Genomic DNA, 20,166 nt, shown 5'->3' with positions numbered 1-20,166 from the left:
GGCTTCCGTGATGGGAGCCGCCCTTACTTTTTACAATTAACAAAAATCTAAAACCTATTGATCCAATAACATCTAATTAGTTCTACTTATTTCTTCGTGAATTTATATACCGCGAACGTAGTGGGTTCCAGTTCGGTAGTAAACACGTTGCCTTCAATAGATACCGGAGTTTCCTGCGGAACGATGGCAAAAGGTTGTTCAAGTGTATTATCCTTATCCAAATCAAGCGAACGAAGTTTGATACAACGACCATTAGACAGTACATCTTGTTTCTTCAATCCTTCAAAATTCAAGGAAATCGGTTGAGCTGTGGCGGAGGTATTGGCAACCTTTACAATCAGTTCATTCTTATCCTTATCGTAAACAGCACTGGCAAAGAGTCCGTTCTGCCCTTCGGCTCCCGTTACATTTTTCTTATTCATGGTAAGGGGAAGCACATTTGTTCCTTTATTCTGCGCATACAGTTGTTGTACATAATAGCTAGTGGTACGCACAGAGTTCAGGTTATCGAACCAAATCATATCAGGACGCCATTGCCATCCTTCCACATGAGCGAAAAGCGGAGCATAGGTAGCCATGTGAACGATGTCAGCATTACGTTCCAATCCGGTCATAAAAGCAGCCTCTAGCAAAGCAGCATGGTAATGATTCCATTTCTTTCCTTTTCCATGGCAGGCATATTCACCGGCAAATACTTTCGGACCTTTACGGTCGTAGTTGTCATAGCGGGCGCCTTGAGCCAGAAACCAGCTTTCAGGACGATAGAAATGTTCGTCCACCAAATCAACTTTCAGGCGTTTCATTTCAGGCCACAGATAATCAAAATCTTTTCCTTCGGAATTCGGACCGGAGCTACCTACTATTTTGATTTCCGGGTGAGCTTTACGAATGGCTTTGATAAACGGTTCGAGACGTTCGGGATATTCTTTCCCCCATTGTTCGTTACCGATACCGATAAACTTCAGATTAAACGGAGCAGGATGTCCCATATCGGCACGTACTTTTCCCCACGTAGTATTCACGTCTCCATTAGCAAACTCAATCAGGTCGAGTGCATCCTGAATATAGTTATCCAAATCACAAACTGCTACGTGAGCTTTCGGATCATTATTCTGATATTGGCAGGAAAGTCCGCAATTCAGAATCGGCAGAGGTGCCGCACCCATTTCTTCAGACAGCAGGAAATATTCGTAGAATCCCAATCCATAGCTTTGATAATAATCAGGGAAGAATCGATGAGTAAAAGTATACTGCCAACGATTTTCATTTAAGGGACGGTTTTCTACCGGGCCAACTGATTTTTTCCAGTCGTAACGAGTTTCCAAGTCGGTACCTTCTACGATGCAACCACCGGGAAAGCGGAAGACTCCGGGATGAATATCCGCCAATGCTTGTGCTAAATCTTTACGAAGCCCATTTTCATGTCCTTTCCAGGTATCAACCGGAAAAAGGGAGACGTGCTCCAAATCTACTGTTCCTTTGGAGGTAAGGAAAATACGGAGTACGGATTTCGGATGAGTACTGCCGGGCTTCAAGATCATCTGGTATTTTTTCCAGTCCTTAGAATCAATCGTAAGATTCCCTGCAACAAGTGCCTGACGTTCGCCCATTGATTGGGTATCTACAAGTTCGATTCTCAATGTTTCTTTCGTACTTCCTTGCGGCAAACGCGCCCAAACAGAGAAACGATACTCCTCTCCCTTCTTGACACCGATGCCGAAGAAACCTTCGTTATCCAATCCGGTATGCTTATGTGCGTGTCCGGGGTCGGAAAGGCGCACATAATGCGGATTACGCTCAAAAGGACCATCGTTCATTAATGACACTTTTCCATACGTTTTCCATCCCATCAGGTGTTGTGGAAACTCAAAGGAACGATTCTTCACCAGTTCGGCATAAAGTCCGCCGTCGGCAGCGTAGTTGATGTCCTCAAAAAAGAGTCCATACATAGTAGGTTGGATTTCTGCACCCAGCTTCTTCGTCTGTATCACCAACTCATTGGTTTGCGCATGAAGGGCAAGGTTAGTAGACAAGGCTAATACTGCCAATAAATTTGCGTATCTTCTCATGGTTCTCAATAAAAAATTATATATAGTTAAAATGCAAAGATAATCAGATTCTCTATTTTCTCCGTACCCAAATTTATCATTAATAGGTGTTTATCGGTCAAAAAGGATCAAATTCCATTCATTTGCACAATTTTCCATCCGCATCTGATATTTATAATACGAAACCAGATTAAAAAGCACCTATTTGCACGCTCTATTATATGAAAAACAAACGGATGGAAAGCGTACATTTATATATAATAAGGTGTATGGAAAATCATAAAATACACCATTTATGCTGCACAACATATAAGAGTGTATTTGATACACCAAACGAAAGTGTTACTTTTACACCCAAAATAAGATAAGCATCTCATTTACATTAAAAATAAAACCATGAAAAAACATTTTCTACTTGCAGGATTTGCCGCGCTGATGCTGGCTGCGTGCAATAACAAGCCGGCTTCCGAGCTGACCTTGTCCGGTCTCGACCCGGTAAAATTTCAAACAGAAGTGAACAATGCCCAAACAGCTCTTTATACCTTAAAGAACAAGGCAGGTATGGAAGTATGCATCACTAACTTCGGAGGACGTATCGTGTCTGTCATGGTACCCGACAAGAACGGTAAGATGCAGGATGTAGTTTTAGGTTTTGACAGCATTGCTGACTATATTAATGTACCCAGCGACTTTGGTGCTTCTATCGGACGCTATGCAAACCGTATCAACCAGGGACGTTTCGCATTGGACGGTGATACCATCCAACTGCCGCAAAACAATTTCGGGCACTGCCTGCACGGAGGTCCGAAAGGTTGGCAATACAAAGTTTATGAAGCTAATCTGATTGATCCGACAACGTTGGAACTGACACTTGTCTCACCGGACGGAGACGAAAACTTCCCGGGGAATGTAACAGCTAAAGTGACCTATAAACTAACTGAAGACAACGCTATCGACATCAAATATAGCGCAACTACCGATAAAAAGACGATCATCAATATGACCAACCATTCTTACTTCAACCTGGCTGGTGATCCGTCAAAAGCTTCAACTGACAACATACTGTATGTGAACGCAGACTATTATACTCCGGTAGACAGTACTTTTATGACTACAGGCGAAATCGCTCCGGTAAAAGACACTCCGATGGACTTCATCACTCCGAAAGCGGTAGGTAAAGAGATCAACAATTATGATTTCGTTCAACTGAAGAACGGAAAAGGGTATGACCACAACTGGGTGCTCAACACTAAGGGAGATCTTTCTCAAGTAGCAGCCAAACTAACTTCACCTGAAAGCGGCATCACTCTGGAAGTATATACCAACGAACCGGGTGTACAGGTTTACACAGGAAACTTCCTTGATGGAACCGTAACCGGAAAGAAAGGTATCGTTTACAACCAACGTGCTTCTGTCTGCCTGGAAACACAACACTATCCAGATAGCCCCAACAAGGCAGACTGGCCTTCTGTTGTACTGGAACCGGGACAAACTTATAATAGCGAATGTATTTTCAAATTCTCTGTAGAGAAATAATATTAACTTATAAATCATATTTATTGTGGAAGCATTAGATTGGCTAGTAATCGGAGTCTTTTTTCTGGCTCTGATCGGTATTATTGTTTGGGTAGTCAGACAAAAACAAAATGACTCGGCGGATTATTTTTTGGGTGGACGCGACGCAACATGGCTTGCAATCGGTGCCTCTATCTTTGCATCAAACATTGGTTCGGAACATTTGATCGGACTGGCAGGAGCCGGAGCATCCAGTGGTATGGCTATGGCACACTGGGAAATCCAGGGATGGATGATCTTGATTTTGGGATGGGTATTCGTTCCTTTCTATACACGAAGCATGGTATATACAATGCCGGAATTCCTGGAGCGTCGTTATAATCCTCAATCACGTACTATTTTATCTGTTATTTCTCTTGTAAGTTATGTATTGACCAAAGTAGCCGTAACTGTTTATGCCGGTGGCCTCGTATTCCAACAAGTATTCGGTATCAAAGAGCTTTGGGGAATTGATTTCTTCTGGATTGCAGCTATCGGTCTGGTAGTGTTAACTGCGCTTTATACTATCTTCGGTGGTATGAAATCAGTTCTTTACACTTCTGTTCTTCAAACCCCTATCCTACTGCTAGGATCATTAATAATTCTAGTGCTCGGTTTCAAAGAATTAGGTGGATGGGACGAAATGATGAGAGTCTGCGGCGCTGTTACTGTAAATGATTACGGTGATACAATGACTAACCTGATTCGTAGCAACGATGATGCAAACTTCCCTTGGTTGGGTGCTTTGATCGGTTCGGCTATTATCGGTTTCTGGTACTGGTGTACCGACCAGTTCATCGTACAACGTGTACTTTCAGGTAAAAATGAAATGGAAGCTCGTCGTGGTACTATTTTCGGTGCTTATCTGAAACTGCTACCCGTATTCCTTTTCTTGATTCCTGGTATGATTGCATTTGCATTACATCAAAAATATATCGGTGCCGGTGGTGAAGGTTTCTTACCGATGCTGGCTAACGGAACAGCAAATGCTGATGCCGCCTTCCCGACATTAGTAGCCAAATTACTTCCTGCGGGCGTGAAAGGTTTGGTAGTATGTGGTATTCTTGCCGCTTTGATGAGTTCCCTTGCATCTCTGTTTAACTCATCAGCCATGTTGTTTACTATCGACTTTTACAAACGTTTCAAACCGGAAACTCCGGAAAAGAAGCTGGTGGGTATCGGTCAGATTGCAACAATTGTAATCGTTGTTTTAGGTATTCTTTGGATTCCTATCATGCGTAGTGTAGGTGATGTACTTTATACTTACTTGCAGGATGTTCAGTCTGTATTGGCACCAGGTATCGCTGCCGCTTTCTTACTGGGGATCTGCTGGAAACGTACTTCCGCCCAGGGTGGTATGTGGGGATTGATCTCCGGCATGGTAATCGGGTTGACCCGCCTCGGCGCAAAAGTATATTATAGCAACGCAGGTGAAGTAGCTGATTCTACATTCAAATATTTGTTCTATGACATGAACTGGTTATTCTTCTGTGGATGGATGTTCCTGTTCTGTATTATTGTAGTAATCGTAGTCAGTCTGGCAACAGAAGCTCCGACTGCAGAAAAGATTCAGGGACTAGTATTCGGTACGGCTACTAAGGAACAAAAAGCCGCTACACGTGCAAGCTGGAATCACTGGGATATTATTCATACTGTAATAATCCTGTCTATTACAGCCGCTTTCTACTGGTATTTCTGGTAATTAAATAATTCACTACGACAACAATGAACAGTTATTATAGCTCAAATCCGACTTTCTATGTCGGCATCGACTGTATCATCTTCGGTTTCTCCGAAGGGGAAATCAGCCTGCTCCTGTTGAAGAGAAACTTTGAGCCGGCAATGGGTGAATGGTCTCTGATGGGAGGATTCGTGCAGAAAGATGAAAGTGTGGACGATGCCGCCAAACGTGTATTGCATGAGCTCACCGGACTGGAAAACGTTTATATGGAACAGGTGGGAACCTTCGGAGCGATTGACCGCGATCCGGGTGAACGGGTAATCTCTGTGGCTTATTACGCGTTAATCAACATCAATAAATATGATCTGAATCTGGTTCGGAAACACAATGCTCACTGGGTGAAAATAAACGAGCTTCCCCCACTTATTTTCGACCATCCTGAAATGGTGGAGAAGGCACAGGAACTGATGAAACAGAAAGCGTCCGTGGAACCTATCGGATTCAATCTGCTTCCGAAACTCTTTACGTTGACTCAACTGCAAAGTCTATATGAGGCCATTTATGGTGAGACGATGGATAAACGGAACTTCCGTAAAAGAGTGGCTGAAATGGATTATATAGAGAAAACTGATAAAATTGATAAACTAAGTTCTAAACGCGGCGCTGCCTTGTATAAGTTCAACGGCAAGGCTTACCGCAAAGACCCGAAATTTAAAATCTAATCATTATGCTGGAAGAACTAAAAGAAAAAGTATTTCATGCCAATCTCGAATTGGTAAAGCATGGATTAGTCATCTTTACCTGGGGAAATGTTTCTGCCATTGACCGTGAAAGCGGATTGGTAGTAATCAAACCCAGTGGTGTAAGTTATGATGACATGAAAGCCGAAGATATGGTAGTAGTGGATCTGGATGGCAAGGTCGTTGAAGGACGGCTGAAGCCATCTTCAGACACCCCTACTCACGTAGTGCTTTACAAAGCATTTCCGGAAATCGGAGGAGTGGTACATACGCACTCTACCTATGCTACAGCCTGGGCACAAGCCGGATGTGACATTCCGAATATCGGAACCACTCATGCAGATTACTTCCATGATGCCATTCCCTGCACAGCGGATATGACGGAAGCGGAAGTGAAAGGTGCTTACGAGCTGGAAACCGGTAATGTGATAGTGAAACGTTTTGAAGGCTTGAACCCTGTACATACACCGGGAGTATTGGTGAAAAATCATGGTCCTTTCTCTTGGGGAAAAGACGCATACGACGCCGTACACAATGCTGTGGTTATGGAACAGGTAGCTAAAATGGCAAGTATCGCTTATGCGGTGAATCCCAATTTAACAATGAATCCGCTGCTGATAGAAAAACATTTCAGCCGCAAGCATGGTCCGAATGCTTATTATGGACAGTAAAACAATTAAAAATTATAAATTTAAACTATAACATGATGAATAACGTATTTGATCAATATGAAGTATGGTTCGTAACAGGAGCACAGCTTTTGTACGGAGGTGACGCAGTAATCGCAGTAGACGCACACTCTAATGAAATGGTTAACGGATTGAACGAATCCGGTAAACTTCCTGTAAAGGTGGTATACAAAGGAACAGCTAATTCTTCTAAAGAAGTGGAAGCTGTTTTCAAAGCAGCCAATAATGACGAAAAGTGTGTCGGTGTTATCACTTGGATGCATACGTTCTCTCCTGCTAAAATGTGGATTCACGGCTTGCAACAGTTGAAGAAGCCTTTGTTGCACCTGCATACTCAATTCAACAAGGAAATTCCTTGGGATACAATGGACATGGATTTCATGAACCTGAACCAGTCTGCTCACGGTGACCGCGAATTCGGACATATCTGCACCCGTATGCGTATCCGTCGTAAAGTAGTGGTAGGTTACTGGAAAGAGGAAGAGACTTTGCATAAGATTGCCGTTTGGATGCGTGTTTGTGCCGGTTGGGCAGATTCACAGGATATGCTGATTATCCGTTTCGGCGATCAGATGAACAACGTAGCTGTAACCGATGGTGATAAAGTGGAAGCTGAACAACGTATGGGTTACCACGTAGATTACTGTCCGGTAAGCGAATTGATGGAATATCACAAGGATATCAAAAATGAAGAGGTAGATGCATTGGTAGCTACTTACTTCAAGGAATACGATCACGATGCTTCTCTGGAAGATAAATCAACTGAAGCTTACCAGAAAGTATGGAATGCTGCCAAGGCTGAACTGGCTATGCGTGCTATCCTGAAAGCAAAAGGTGCCAAAGGATTTACTACCAACTTCGACGATTTGGGCGACATTGAATACAATGGTTTCGATCAAATCCCGGGTCTTGCTTCACAACGTCTGATGGCGGAAGGTTATGGATTCGGTGCTGAAGGTGACTGGAAATCGGCTGCTCTTTACCGTACTGTATGGGTGATGAATCAAGGTCTCCCTAAAGGCTGTTCATTCCTGGAAGATTACACACTGAACTTCGATGGTGCAAACAGCTCTATCCTTCAGTCACACATGTTGGAAATCTGTCCGCTTATCGCAGCCAACAAACCTCGCCTGGAAGTACACTTCCTCGGTATAGGTATCCGCAAGAGTCAGACTGCACGTCTGGTCTTCACTTCAAAAGTAGGTACAGGCTGTACTGCTACTGTTGTAGATATGGGTAACCGTTTCCGCCTGATCGTGAACGACGTAGAATGTATCGAGCCGAAACCGCTGCCTAAGTTGCCGGTTGCTTCTGCTCTCTGGATTCCGATGCCAAACCTTGAAGTAGGTGCAGGTGCATGGATTCTGGCTGGTGGAACTCACCACTCTTGCTTCTCTTACGACCTGACAGCAGAATATTGGGAAGATTATGCTGAAATCGCAGGTATCGAAATGGTACATATCAACAAGGATACTACGATCAGCTGCTTCAAGAAAGAATTGCGCATGAACGAAGTTTATTACATGTTGAATAAAGCACTTTGCTAAACCTTAAAATATTGATTTCAACATGAAATTAGATGCAAAATCAACCATCGAGGCAGGTAAAGCTATTCTTGGCATAGAACTCGGTTCAACACGAATAAAAGCTGTCTTGATTGACCAGGAAAACAAGCCTATTGCTCAAGGTAGCCACACTTGGGAAAACCAGTTAGTTGACGGACTTTGGACGTATAGCATTGAAGCCATCTGGTCAGGGCTGCAAGATTGCTATGCCGATCTTCGTACTAACGTAAAGAATGCATACGACATAGAGATCGAGACTCTGGCTGCCATCGGTGTCAGCGCCATGATGCATGGTTATATGCCATTCAACAAAAAAGAAGAAATCCTCGTGCCTTTCCGCACTTGGAGAAACACCAATACAGGCCGCGCAGCGGCTATTTTGTCCGAACTATTTGTCTATAATATCCCTCTACGTTGGAGCATTTCCCACTTGTATCAGGCTATTTTGGACAACGAAGCACATGTGAATGAGATTGACTTCTTGACCACTCTGGCAGGTTATGTGCATTGGCAGATCACAGGCAAAAAGGTGTTGGGAATAGGTGATGCATCGGGTATGCTTCCTATAGATCCGACTACTAACAACTATTCTGCCGAAATGGTGGCTAAGTTCGATAAGCTGATTGCTCCGAAAGAATATAACTGGAAACTAGAAGATATTCTGCCTAAAGTATTGTCAGCTGGTGAAAATGCCGGTGTCCTCACTCCGGAAGGAAGTAAAAAACTCGATGCATCGGGTCATTTGAAGGCAGGAATACCGGTTTGTCCGCCGGAAGGAGACGCAGGTACCGGAATGGTTGCGACTAACGCAGTCAAACAACGTACCGGAAATGTATCCGCAGGTACCTCTTCATTCTCAATGATTGTATTGGAGAAAGACTTGTCCAAGCCATACGAAATGATCGACATGGTCACAACTCCTGACGGAAGCCTCGTAGCCATGGTGCATTGCAACAACTGCACTTCTGATCTCAACGCATGGGTTAACTTGTTCAAGGAATACCAGGAGCTTCTGGGCATACCTGTAGATATGGATGAAATCTATAGTAAACTCTACAATATCGCACTTACCGGTGACACAGATTGCGGAGGTCTCCTTTCATACAACTATATTTCAGGCGAACCTGTAACAGGACTTGCGGACGGAAGACCGTTGTTTGTACGTTCGGCAAATGACAAGTTCAACCTGGCAAACTTTATGCGGACTCACTTGTATGCTTCGGTAGGAGTACTCAAGATTGGTAACGACATCCTGTTCAACGAAGAAAAAATCAAAGTGGACAGAATTACTGGTCACGGAGGATTATTCAGAACAAAGGGAGTAGGCCAAAGAATACTTGCTGCAGCCATCAACTCGCCTATTTCCGTGATGGAAACAGCCGGTGAAGGTGGTGCCTGGGGTATTGCCCTGTTAGGTTCTTACCTCGTGAACAATGAAAAGAAACAATCTCTTGCCGATTTTCTGGATGAAAGCGTATTTGTCGGTGACGCGGGTATCGAGGTATCACCTACGCCCGAAGATGTAGCCGGCTTCAATGCATACATCGAAAATTACAAGGCAGGATTGCCTATCGAAGAGGCAGCAGTCAAATTTAAATAATTGACAGTCGGCAATCCATTGTTGTTCATCAGAGATTGCCGATAAATCGCTGTTTATCAAGAGCCAATTCTAACTAAGTATTAACATTAATTATCTCCACCCCTCTCCTCTTTTGGAGAGGGAGATGGGGAGACTATTATCATGAAAACCACCTCGTTCATACTTGCACTTGTCCTGTCCACCTCACTGGCCAAAGCTCAAAACGCTCCACAGGTGTCTTACTTCCCTTTACAAAATGTGAAACTATTGGATAGTCCGTTTCTGCAAGCTCAACAGACTGATCTACATTACATACTTGCATTAGACCCCGACCGTCTGCTCGCTCCTTTTCTCCGCGAAGCAGGGTTACAGCCTAAAGCCCCCGGCTACACCAATTGGGAAAATACCGGATTGGACGGACATATCGGCGGACATTATTTATCCGCACTTTCCATGATGTATGCCGCCACCGGAGATACCGCAGTCTATAATCGCCTCAACTACATGCTGAATGAGTTGAATCGGGCACAGCAAACTGTCGGCACAGGATTCATCGGAGGAACTCCGGGAAGCCTTCAACTTTGGAAAGATATAAAAGCAGGAAAGATCCGTGCCGGAGGTTTCGACCTTAACGGCAAATGGGTACCTCTATACAATATACATAAAACGTATGCAGGATTACGGGACGCTTACTTGTATGCAGGAAGCGATCTGGCACGTAAAATGCTGATTGACCTTACAGACTGGATGATTGATATCACTTCCGGCTTGAGCGACGAACAAATGCAGGATATGCTTCGTAGCGAACATGGCGGATTAAACGAAACGTTCGCTGACGTGGCCGAAATCACAGGCGACAAGAAGTATCTGGAACTGGCACGCCGTTTCTCTCACAAGCTTATTTTAGACCCGCTTATCAAAGATGAAGACAAGCTGACAGGTATGCACGCCAACACACAGATTCCCAAAGTGATCGGTTACAAACGAATAGCCGAACTTTCGCAAGATGACAAGAGTTGGAATCATGCTGCTGAATGGGATCATGCCGCCCGTTTCTTTTGGAATACGGTAGTCAATCACCGTTCCGTCTGCATCGGAGGAAATAGTGTCCGTGAGCATTTCCACCCGGCGGATAACTTCACGTCCATGCTGAACGACGTTCAAGGACCGGAAACCTGTAATACTTACAACATGCTCCGTCTTACTAAAATGCTTTACCAGAATTCTCACAATCCCAACAATACACAGGAGCCTGATCCCAACTACGTAAACTATTACGAACGTGCGCTTTACAATCACATTCTTGCATCGCAGGAACCGAATAAGGGTGGATTTGTCTATTTCACTCCCATGCGCCCGGGACACTATCGTGTGTACTCACAACCGGAAACATCCATGTGGTGCTGTGTCGGTTCTGGCTTGGAGAATCATACCAAATACGGTGAATTTATTTATGCACATCAGAAAGATACGCTTTATATCAATCTCTTCATCCCTTCACAACTGACCTGGAAAGAGCAAGGCGTAACTTTGACACAGGAAACCCGATTCCCTGACGACGGTAAGGTAACTTTGCGAATAGATGAAGCGCCTAAGAAAAAACGTACTTTAATGATACGTATTCCGGAATGGGCGAACCAATCCAAAGGATATAGCGTCAGCATCAATGGAAAAAGAAAAATATTCGTTATGGCAAAAGGTAACCAGTATCTTCCCCTCTCCCGCAAATGGAAAAAAGGAGATGTCATTACTTTCAACTTGCCTATGAGAGTCAGCATGGAACAAATTCCTGATAAGAAAGACTATTATGCTTTCTTATATGGCCCTATCGTTCTTGCAGCTTCCACAGGCACTGAACACCTCGATGGTTTATATGCCGATGACAGTCGTGGCGGACATATCGCCCATGGCAAACAGATTCCTTTACAGGAAGTTCCGATGTTGATAGGAAATCCCGATTCCATCCGTAAATCTCTTCACAAAGAACAAGGCAGCCGGATCGCTTTCAACTATAACGGAGAGGTTTATCCTGTACAAGGCAAAGCATTGGAGCTTGTTCCCTTCTTCCGCCTGCATAATTCCCGTTATGCCGTTTATTTCCGGCAGGCAAGCGAAGAGCAGTTTAAAGCGATTCAGGAAGAGATGGCAACGGCTGAACGAAAAGCAACAGAATTGGCTAATCAAACCATTGACCTTATCTTCCCTGGTGAACAGCAACCGGAATCTGACCATGGCATCCAGTATGAGCAGGCAGAAACAGGGACGAATAAAGACCGGCATTTCCGACGTGCCAAAGGTTGGTTCGGCTATCAGTTGAAAGTGAAAGAAGAAGCAAGCCGCCTCCTGATTACGGTACGGAAAGATGACCGCAATAAAGTGGCTATTCTTTTGAATAACGAAAAGTTGGCTGTTCATCCGACTATCAGTGAAGCGGATAAAGATGGCTTTATCACCCTTTCTTATGTCCTGCCTCAAAAACTGAATACAGGTAGCTGTCCAATACGTTTCATCCCTGACGGAACGGAATGGACACCTGCAATTTACGAAGTGCGTTTACTAAAATAAACGTTCAAAAAGAAATAACCATCATCAAAATCAAACATCTATATAATCATTAAACAAATACCATTTATGAAAGCAAAACTATTAGTCAGCACGGCCTTTCTGGCAGCATCAGTATCTCTTTCCGCGCAAAAGAGTGCTACCATAACCGTACATGCCGACCAAGGCAAAGAAATTATCCCGAAAGAAATCTACGGTCAGTTTGCCGAACACCTGGGTTCATGTATCTACGGTGGTCTTTGGGTAGGCGAAAAGTCAGATATACCCAATATCAAGGGATACCGTACAGATGTATTCAATGCATTAAAAGACTTGGCTGTTCCCGTTCTACGCTGGCCGGGTGGCTGCTTTGCCGATGAGTATCATTGGATGGACGGCATCGGTCCGAAAGAAAACCGTCCGAAGATGGTGAATAACAACTGGGGCGGAACGATTGAAGATAACAGTTTCGGTACACATGAGTTCCTGAATCTTTGCGAAATGCTGGATTGTGAGCCTTATGTAAGTGGAAATGTAGGTAGCGGCACAGTGGAAGAGCTTGCTAAATGGGTGGAATATATGACTTCTGACGGAGACTCGCCTATGGCTAACCTTCGCCGTAAGAATGGTCGCGACAAAGCATGGAAATTGAAATATCTCGGCGTAGGAAATGAAAGCTGGGGGTGCGGTGGCAGCATGCGTCCGGAATATTACGCAGACTTATACCGTCGTTATTCTACTTATTGCCGCAATTATGACGGCAACCGTCTGTTCAAGATTGCCAGTGGCGCAAGTGACTATGATTACAAATGGACAGATGTATTGATGAATCGTGTAGGACACCGGATGGACGGTCTTTCTCTGCACTATTATACCGTAACCGGATGGAGTGGCAGCAAAGGATCAGCCACTCAATTCAACAAGGATGATTATTATTGGACGATGGGCAAATGTCTGGAAGTGGAAGATGTACTCAAGAAACATTGTACCATCATGGACAAATATGACAAGGACAAGAAAATCGCTCTCTTACTGGACGAATGGGGAACCTGGTGGGATGAGGAACCGGGAACCATCAAAGGACATCTGTATCAGCAGAATACATTGCGCGATGCTTTCGTTGCTTCTTTAAGCCTTGACGTATTCCACAAATATACAGACCGCTTGAAGATGGCAAACATCGCGCAGATAGTCAATGTACTTCAATCGATGATTCTGACAAAAGACAAAGAAATGGTGCTCACTCCTACTTATTATGTCTTCAAGATGTATAAAGTACATCAGGATGCCACTTATCTTCCCATTGAGCTGACTTGCGAAAAGATGAGTGTACGTGATAACCGTACCGTTCCGATGGTAAGCGCCACAGCTTCCAAAAACAAGGATGGAGTGATTCACCTTTCTCTTTCTAATGTAGATACTGACGAAGCACAGGAAATCACCATCAATCTGGGTGATACGAAAGCAAAAAAAGCAGTTGGAGAGATTCTGACCTCCGCCAAACTGACCGATTACAATTCTTTTGAAAACCCTAATATTGTAAAGCCGGCACCTTTCAAAGAGGTAAAAATCAATAAAGGTACAATGAAGGTAAAACTTCCTGCTAAGTCCATTGTTACTTTAGAGTTACAGTAATTTTAGGGCAATTACTTATTGTATCACAAACAAGAAGACCGTAAAATTGTCGATAAAAAAGATAGCTCTTTTGGATTGTTAAATCCACATAAAGAGTTATCTTTGCGAACAATCTGACAGAAATCAATTAAATTTTAATGATATGAACGATAACAAACTTATGAATCGTGCAGCGGATAACATCCGTATTCTTGCTGCTTCAATGGTTGAAAAAGCCAATTCCGGTCACCCGGGTGGCGCCATGGGTGGTGCTGATTTTGTAAATGTACTCTTCTCTGAGTTTCTAGTATACGATCCTGAAAATCCCCGTTGGGAAGGACGTGACCGCTTCTTCCTGGATCCGGGCCATATGTCTCCGATGCTTTATTCTACACTGGCATTGACCGGTAAATTCACTCTGGACGAACTGAAAGAATTCCGTCAATGGGGAAGCCCTACTCCGGGACACCCTGAAGTGGACATCATGCGTGGTATCGAAAATACTTCCGGTCCGCTGGGACAAGGACACACTTTCGCTGTGGGTGCTGCCATCGCTGCCAAATTCCTGAAAGCCCGTTTCGACGAGGTGATGAATCAGACCATTTACGCTTACATCTCTGACGGTGGTATTCAGGAAGAAATCTCTCAAGGTTCCGGACGTATTGCCGGTGCACTGGGACTGGACAACCTGATTATGTTCTATGACTCCAACGATATCCAGCTTTCTACTGAAACGAAAGATGTAACCGTTGAAGATACTGCCATGAAATATGAAGCATGGGGATGGAACGTACTTAGCATCAACGGTAATGATCCTGACGAAATCCGCGCAGCAATCAAAGAAGCACAGGCTGAAAAAGAACGCCCTACACTGATTATCGGCAAAACGGTTATGGGTAAAGGTGCACGCAAGGCAGACGGCAGCAGCTATGAAGCCAACTGCGCTACACACGGTGCTCCTCTCGGTGGCGACGCTTATGTAAATACAATCAAGAATCTGGGTGGTGATCCTACTAACCCGTTCGTTATATTCCCGGAAGTAGCCGAACTGTATGCAAAAAGAGCAGAAGAACTGAAAAAGATCGTTGCTGAAAAGTATGCAAAGAAAGCTGCATGGGCGAAAGCAAACCCGGAACTGGCAGCAAAACTGGAACTCTTCTTCTCGGGCAAAGCTCCGAAAGTGGACTGGGCTGCTATCGAACAGAAAGCAGGTAGCGCTACTCGTGCTGCATCTGCAACCGTATTGGGCGCACTTGCTACACAGGTAGAAAACATGATCGTTGCTTCGGCCGACCTTTCTAACTCTGACAAGACTGACGGTTTCCTGAAAAAGACTCATTCTTTCAAGAAAGGTGATTTCAGCGGAGCATTCTTCCAGGCAGGTGTATCAGAATTGTCGATGGCTTGTATCTGTATCGGTATGTCACTCCACGGTGGTGTAATCGCTGCTTGCGGTACATTCTTCGTATTCTCCGATTACATGAAACCTGCCGTACGTATGGCTGCTTTGATGGAACAACCGGTGAAATTCATCTGGACACACGACGCATTCCGCGTAGGTGAAGACGGTCCTACTCACGAACCGGTAGAACAGGAAGCACAAATCCGCCTGATGGAAAAACTAAAGAACCACAAGGGACACAACTCTATGTTGGTACTTCGTCCGGCCGATGCAGAAGAAACAACTATTGCATGGAAACTTGCCATGGAAAATATGTCTACTCCGACAGGATTGATCTTCTCTCGCCAAAATATTGCCAACTTACCGGCAGGAACAGATTACGAACAAGCAGCTAAGGGTGCTTATATCGTAGCAGGTTCCGACGAAAATCCGGATGTTATCCTGGTAGCTTCAGGTTCTGAAGTGTCTACATTGGTAGCCGGCACAGAGTTGCTTCGCAAAGAGGACGTGAAGGTACGCATTGTATCTGCTCCGTCTGAAGGTCTGTTCCGCAACCAACCGAAAGAATATCAGGAAGCTATCCTTCCGGCAGATGCGAAGATTTTCGGTATGACTGCCGGCCTGCCTGTCACTCTTCAAGGTCTGGTAGGTTGCCACGGTAAAGTTTGGGGATTGGAATCTTTCGGTTTCTCTGCTCCTTATAAAGTATTGGATGAGAAACTTGGATTTACTGCCGAGAACGTATATAACCAAGTAAAAGCAATGCTCTAATGAAAACAATCGGATTAGCATGCGACCATGCCGGTTTTGAACTGAAAGAATATGTTCGCGGCTGGCTGGAAGCAAAAGGCTGGGCTTACAAGGATTTCGGAACTAACTCTACCGCAAGCGTAGACTATCCGGATTATGCTCATCCGCTGGCTCTTGCAGTGGAATCGGGAGAATGTTATCCCGGTATCGCTATCTGCGGCAGTGGAAACGGAATCAATATGACGCTGAACAAGCACCAAGGGGTTCGTGCTGCTCTCTGCTGGAATGCAGAAATCGCACACCTAGCTCGTCAGCACAATGACGCTAATGTACTGGTTATGCCGGGACGCTTCATCAGCACTGAAGAAGCGGACATGATTTTGACAGAGTTCTTCTCTACCAAATTTGACGGTGGCCGTCATCAGAATCGTATTGACAAGATTCCTGTAAAATAAAGCCTGAAGATAAATCAAACATGAGTAAAGCTGTTCTTCTTTTTGAAGGGCAGCTTTATTTTTATACTGATATCAGAGTTTCTTGTATATGAGGTTATGAAAGGAAAGTACTTATCGCACCAACCCCACAATAAACTGATAACAAAAATAACCGCAAACAACAAACTTTAGAAAAGTTCCGAATATAAATCCGATTAATGAACCTACACCGGATTTGAGTGCTTGGAAAAACTCTTTATTTCCCAATAATTCACCAATCACCGCTCCTAGAAAAGGACCAAGAATAATTCCCCAAGGCAAAAAAAGAAGGCCGACAAGAGTTCCTATAATACATCCCCAATTTCCCCATTTACTACCGCCACTATACTTGCTCCCCAGCATCGGCATGAAGTAATCCAATACTTGCAAAACGACCACAATCAAAAGCCACACAATTAATTGTGTTGTAGTATATTGCACTTTATCGGTAAGATCCAGAATGACCAGCCCTAAATAAGCAATGGGAGTACCGGGAAGAAACGGAAGGATACAACCCGCCAACCCAGCTATCATACAAAGCACGCCAATTACAATCAAAATAATATCTAGCATAGTCTGTTCTTTTTTAATTCTGCACAAAAATACCGTATCTTTCAGTAAAAACAAGCTAACATCAAGAATTTTTCTACCCCTTTCCCCTTCACTGCCTGCTTAATAATGACAAGAGCGTGTAGCATATCAGAGGATAATCCGCCTCTACTATACAATATACAATAAAGTCCAAACGTTGTAAATTTCCGTCTTCATTTGCCCCACTTACACAAATAAAAACTATCTTTGCGTTTCAGAATCCCGAAAGACGAAAGAAATGGAGCAAATAGACAACCTAAAAGAGCTTATCAATCAGGGGGATGTGGACACAGCGATTAAGCAATTGGACCAGCTTCTCCAGGACACTTCTGCCGAAAAAGAGAAAGATACTCTTTACTATTTACGGGGAAATGCCTACCGAAAAAAAGGAGATTGGAAGCGGGCACTGGACAACTACCAGTATGCCATCGAGCTCAATCCGGACAGCCCTGCCGTTCAGGCCAGGAAAATGGCAATTGATATCCTCAATTTCTACCACAAAGATATGTTTAATCAATAATCGAACTCAAAGATAACGTAATAAAATAAAGATTATGGCAAAAATCAAAGGAGCAATCGTAGTCGACACGGAACGTTGCAAAGGATGCAACCTGTGTGTAGTGGCATGTCCGCTCGATGTAATCGCCCTCAATAAAGAGGTAAATATGAAAGGCTATAACTATGCCTGGCAAGTAAAAGAAGATACCTGCAACGGATGCAGCTCGTGTGCAACGGTTTGTCCGGACGGATGTATTTCAGTGTATAAAGTAAAAGTAGAATAAAAGAAAAGAATATGGCAGAAGAAGTTGTATTAATGAAAGGAAACGAAGCCATCGCCCATGCAGCTATCCGCTGCGGTGCGGATGGATACTTCGGATATCCTATTACTCCCCAATCGGAAGTGTTGGAAACGCTGGCCGAACTGAAACCGTGGGAAACAACCGGCATGGTAGTACTCCAGGCAGAAAGTGAAGTGGCAGCTATCAATATGGTATATGGAGGTGCAGGTAGTGGAAAAATGGTTATGACATCATCCTCAAGTCCTAGTGTAAGTCTGAAACAGGAAGGTATCTCTTACATCGCAGGTGCCGAACTTCCTTGTCTGATTGTGAACGTGATGCGTGGCGGTCCCGGACTGGGAACCATCCAACCGAGCCAGGCAGACTACTTCCAGACTGTAAAAGGTGGTGGTCATGGTGACTACAGACTGATAGCACTCGCACCGGCATCCGTACAGGAAATGGCGGATTTCGTAGCACTGGGATTCGAATTGGCATTCAAATACCGTAATCCGGCTATTATTCTTGCTGATGGTGTGATCGGACAGATGATGGAAAAAGTAGTTCTTCCTGCTCAAAAAGCACGCCGCACGGAAGCGGAAGTAATCGAACAATGCCCATGGGCTACTACCGGAAAGGCGAAAGGCCGCAAACCGAACATTATCACTTCTCTGGAACTGAAACCGGAAGCAATGGAAATCAACAACCTCCGCTTCCAGGCCAAGTATCGTAAAATCGAAGAAAACGAAGTACGTTTTGAAGAAATAAACTGCGAAGATGCAGAATATCTGATCATCGCCTTTGGTTCAATGGCACGCATTGGCCAAAAAGCAATGGAACTGGCTCGTGAAAAGGGTATCAAAGTAGGTATTCTGCGTCCGATCACCTTGTGGCCATTCCCGACAAAGGCAATTGCCTCTTATGCTGATAAAGTAAAGGGCATGCTTGTTACGGAACTGAATGCCGGACAGATGATTGAAGATGTCCGCCTGGCTGTTAACGGTAAAATAAAGGTAGAACATTTCGGACGCCTCGGCGGTATTGTGCCCGACCCGGATGAAATTGTAACTGCCTTGGAAGAAAAAATAATGTAATTAGACGATTAGACTATTTACGATTTACGACTAAAGTAACTATGGTAAGTCGCAAAATAATCTTAATCGTAAATCGTAAATAAAAAATAGTAAATAAAGCGATGAATCCCGATAAAATAAGAAACGTACTGAATATCCTCTTTATGATATTGGCCGTCGCAGCCATCATCATCTATTTTGTAGCCAAAGAAGATTTCAAAATGTTTATCTACGTATGCGGCGCGGCAATCTTTGTCAAGCTGATGGAGTTTTTTATACGGTTCACCAACAGATAAGGAGAAGAAGTTATGACTAAAGAAGAAATAATCAAACCCGAGAATCTGGTTTACAAAAAACCGACTCTGATGAACGATAACGCCATGCACTACTGTCCGGGCTGCAGTCACGGCGTGGTACACAAACTCATTGCCGAAGTAATAGAGGAAATGGGCATGGAAGATAAAACAGTGGGAATCTCTCCGGTAGGATGTGCGGTTTTCGCCTATAACTATCTGGACATTGACTGGCAAGAAGCAGCACACGGGCGCGCTCCTGCTGTGGCAACCGCTGTCAAACGCTTGTGGCCGGACCGTCTCGTATTTACATACCAAGGCGACGGTGACTTGGCCTGTATCGGTACAGCTGAAACCATACATGCTTTGAACCGTGGCGAAAACATTACGATTATCTTTATCAACAATGCCATCTATGGTATGACAGGTGGTCAGATGGCCCCGACTACACTGGTAGGAATGAAGAGTTCGACTTGTCCTTACGGACGTGACGTGGAACTTCATGGCTATCCGCTGAAGATTACTGAAATCGCTGCCCAATTGGAAGGAACCGCTTACGTAACCCGCCAGTCCGTACAATCCGTACCGGCTATCCGCAAAGCTAAGAAAGCAATCCGTAAGGCGTTTGAGAATTCCATGAGCGGTAAAGGTTCCAACCTGGTGGAAATTGTTTCTACTTGCAGCTCCGGCTGGAAGATGACTCCCGAAAAAGCAAACAAATGGATGGAAGAACACATGTTCCCATTCTATCCGCTAGGTGATTTAAAAGATAAAGAATAACGCTAAAAGTCAAC

General features: G+C 44.2%; 17 protein-coding genes. 15 read left to right on the top strand and 2 right to left on the bottom strand.

Features of this window, described 5'->3' with window-relative positions; all coding sequences use genetic code 11:
* Positions 1 to 86: 86 nt before the first annotated feature.
* Positions 87 to 2,069 (bottom strand): alpha-L-arabinofuranosidase C-terminal domain-containing protein, encoded by a 1,983-nt coding sequence (locus CJF29_RS08915; protein ID WP_008648244.1) that lies wholly within the window; start codon positions 2,067 to 2,069, stop codon positions 87 to 89.
* A gap of 375 nt (positions 2,070 to 2,444) precedes the next feature.
* On the opposite strand from CJF29_RS08915, the gene CJF29_RS08910 reads away from it, so the two are divergent.
* The 10 genes from CJF29_RS08910 to rpiB all read left to right on the top strand — a co-directional run bounded on the left by CJF29_RS08910 (position 2,445) and on the right by rpiB (position 16,618).
* Positions 2,445 to 3,584, top strand: coding sequence for an aldose epimerase family protein (locus tag CJF29_RS08910; RefSeq protein ID WP_099146726.1), 1,140 nt, complete (start codon positions 2,445 to 2,447; stop codon positions 3,582 to 3,584).
* A 25-nt stretch (positions 3,585 to 3,609) separates the two neighbouring features.
* Positions 3,610 to 5,304: a sodium:solute symporter gene (locus tag CJF29_RS08905; RefSeq protein ID WP_074556462.1), complete on the top strand. Its 1,695-nt coding sequence runs from the start codon at positions 3,610 to 3,612 to the stop codon at positions 5,302 to 5,304.
* A gap of 23 nt (positions 5,305 to 5,327) precedes the next feature.
* A complete protein-coding gene (locus tag CJF29_RS08900; protein WP_099146727.1) occupies positions 5,328 to 6,005 on the top strand; it encodes an NUDIX hydrolase in 678 nt (225 codons plus the stop codon).
* Positions 6,006 to 6,010: 5 nt separating this feature from the next.
* Positions 6,011 to 6,694, top strand: a complete 684-nt coding sequence (locus CJF29_RS08895) for an L-ribulose-5-phosphate 4-epimerase (RefSeq protein ID WP_074556460.1) — start codon at positions 6,011 to 6,013, stop codon at positions 6,692 to 6,694.
* 35 nt (positions 6,695 to 6,729) lie between these two features.
* Positions 6,730 to 8,259 (top strand): L-arabinose isomerase, encoded by a 1,530-nt coding sequence (gene araA, locus CJF29_RS08890; protein ID WP_099146738.1) that lies wholly within the window; start codon positions 6,730 to 6,732, stop codon positions 8,257 to 8,259.
* Positions 8,260 to 8,281: 22 nt separating this feature from the next.
* Complete coding sequence (locus tag CJF29_RS08885) at positions 8,282 to 9,877, top strand: xylulokinase (RefSeq protein ID WP_099146728.1); 1,596 nt, start codon at positions 8,282 to 8,284, stop codon at positions 9,875 to 9,877.
* Between the two features lie 141 nt (positions 9,878 to 10,018).
* Entirely contained in the window at positions 10,019 to 12,421 is a 2,403-nt protein-coding gene (locus CJF29_RS08880; protein ID WP_099146729.1) for a glycoside hydrolase family 127 protein, read from the top strand.
* Positions 12,422 to 12,487: 66 nt separating this feature from the next.
* The gene (locus CJF29_RS08875) at positions 12,488 to 14,032 is read left to right on the top strand and encodes an alpha-N-arabinofuranosidase (protein ID WP_099146730.1); all 1,545 of its coding nucleotides are present in this window, start codon (positions 12,488 to 12,490) and stop codon (positions 14,030 to 14,032) included.
* A gap of 142 nt (positions 14,033 to 14,174) precedes the next feature.
* Positions 14,175 to 16,184 (top strand): transketolase family protein, encoded by a 2,010-nt coding sequence (locus CJF29_RS08870; protein ID WP_099146731.1) that lies wholly within the window; start codon positions 14,175 to 14,177, stop codon positions 16,182 to 16,184.
* Entirely contained in the window at positions 16,184 to 16,618 is a 435-nt protein-coding gene (gene rpiB, locus CJF29_RS08865) for a ribose 5-phosphate isomerase B (protein ID WP_004297448.1), read from the top strand. The genes CJF29_RS08870 and rpiB overlap by 1 nt, the downstream gene beginning before the upstream one ends.
* A 111-nt stretch (positions 16,619 to 16,729) precedes the next feature.
* Here the strand turns inward: rpiB and CJF29_RS08860 are convergent, their stop codons facing one another.
* Complete coding sequence (locus tag CJF29_RS08860; protein ID WP_074556510.1) at positions 16,730 to 17,209, bottom strand: DUF456 domain-containing protein; 480 nt, start codon at positions 17,207 to 17,209, stop codon at positions 16,730 to 16,732.
* Positions 17,210 to 17,465: 256 nt separating this feature from the next.
* On the opposite strand from CJF29_RS08860, the gene CJF29_RS08855 reads away from it, so the two are divergent.
* From CJF29_RS08855 to CJF29_RS08835, 5 genes are all read left to right on the top strand, one after another.
* Positions 17,466 to 17,747: a tetratricopeptide repeat protein gene (locus CJF29_RS08855; RefSeq protein WP_074637144.1), complete on the top strand. Its 282-nt coding sequence runs from the start codon at positions 17,466 to 17,468 to the stop codon at positions 17,745 to 17,747.
* 34 nt (positions 17,748 to 17,781) lie between these two features.
* Positions 17,782 to 18,009 carry a ferredoxin family protein gene (locus CJF29_RS08850; protein WP_004297419.1) on the top strand — a complete coding sequence of 76 codons (228 nt, stop codon included), beginning with the start codon at positions 17,782 to 17,784 and terminating at the stop codon, positions 18,007 to 18,009.
* A gap of 11 nt (positions 18,010 to 18,020) precedes the next feature.
* Positions 18,021 to 19,100 (top strand): 3-methyl-2-oxobutanoate dehydrogenase subunit VorB, encoded by a 1,080-nt coding sequence (locus CJF29_RS08845; protein ID WP_413544536.1) that lies wholly within the window; start codon positions 18,021 to 18,023, stop codon positions 19,098 to 19,100.
* Positions 19,101 to 19,201: 101 nt separating this feature from the next.
* Positions 19,202 to 19,375 (top strand): hypothetical protein, encoded by a 174-nt coding sequence (locus tag CJF29_RS08840; RefSeq protein WP_008999147.1) that lies wholly within the window; start codon positions 19,202 to 19,204, stop codon positions 19,373 to 19,375.
* Between the two features lie 12 nt (positions 19,376 to 19,387).
* The gene (locus tag CJF29_RS08835; RefSeq protein ID WP_005677852.1) at positions 19,388 to 20,152 is read left to right on the top strand and encodes a thiamine pyrophosphate-dependent enzyme; all 765 of its coding nucleotides are present in this window, start codon (positions 19,388 to 19,390) and stop codon (positions 20,150 to 20,152) included.
* The last annotated feature ends 14 nt before the right edge of the window (positions 20,153 to 20,166 follow it).

Source organism: Bacteroides celer, from assembly GCF_002632415.2.
Classification (GTDB): Bacteria; Bacteroidota; Bacteroidia; order Bacteroidales; family Bacteroidaceae; genus Bacteroides.
This window is presented reverse-complemented; position numbering and strand designations above follow the sequence as displayed.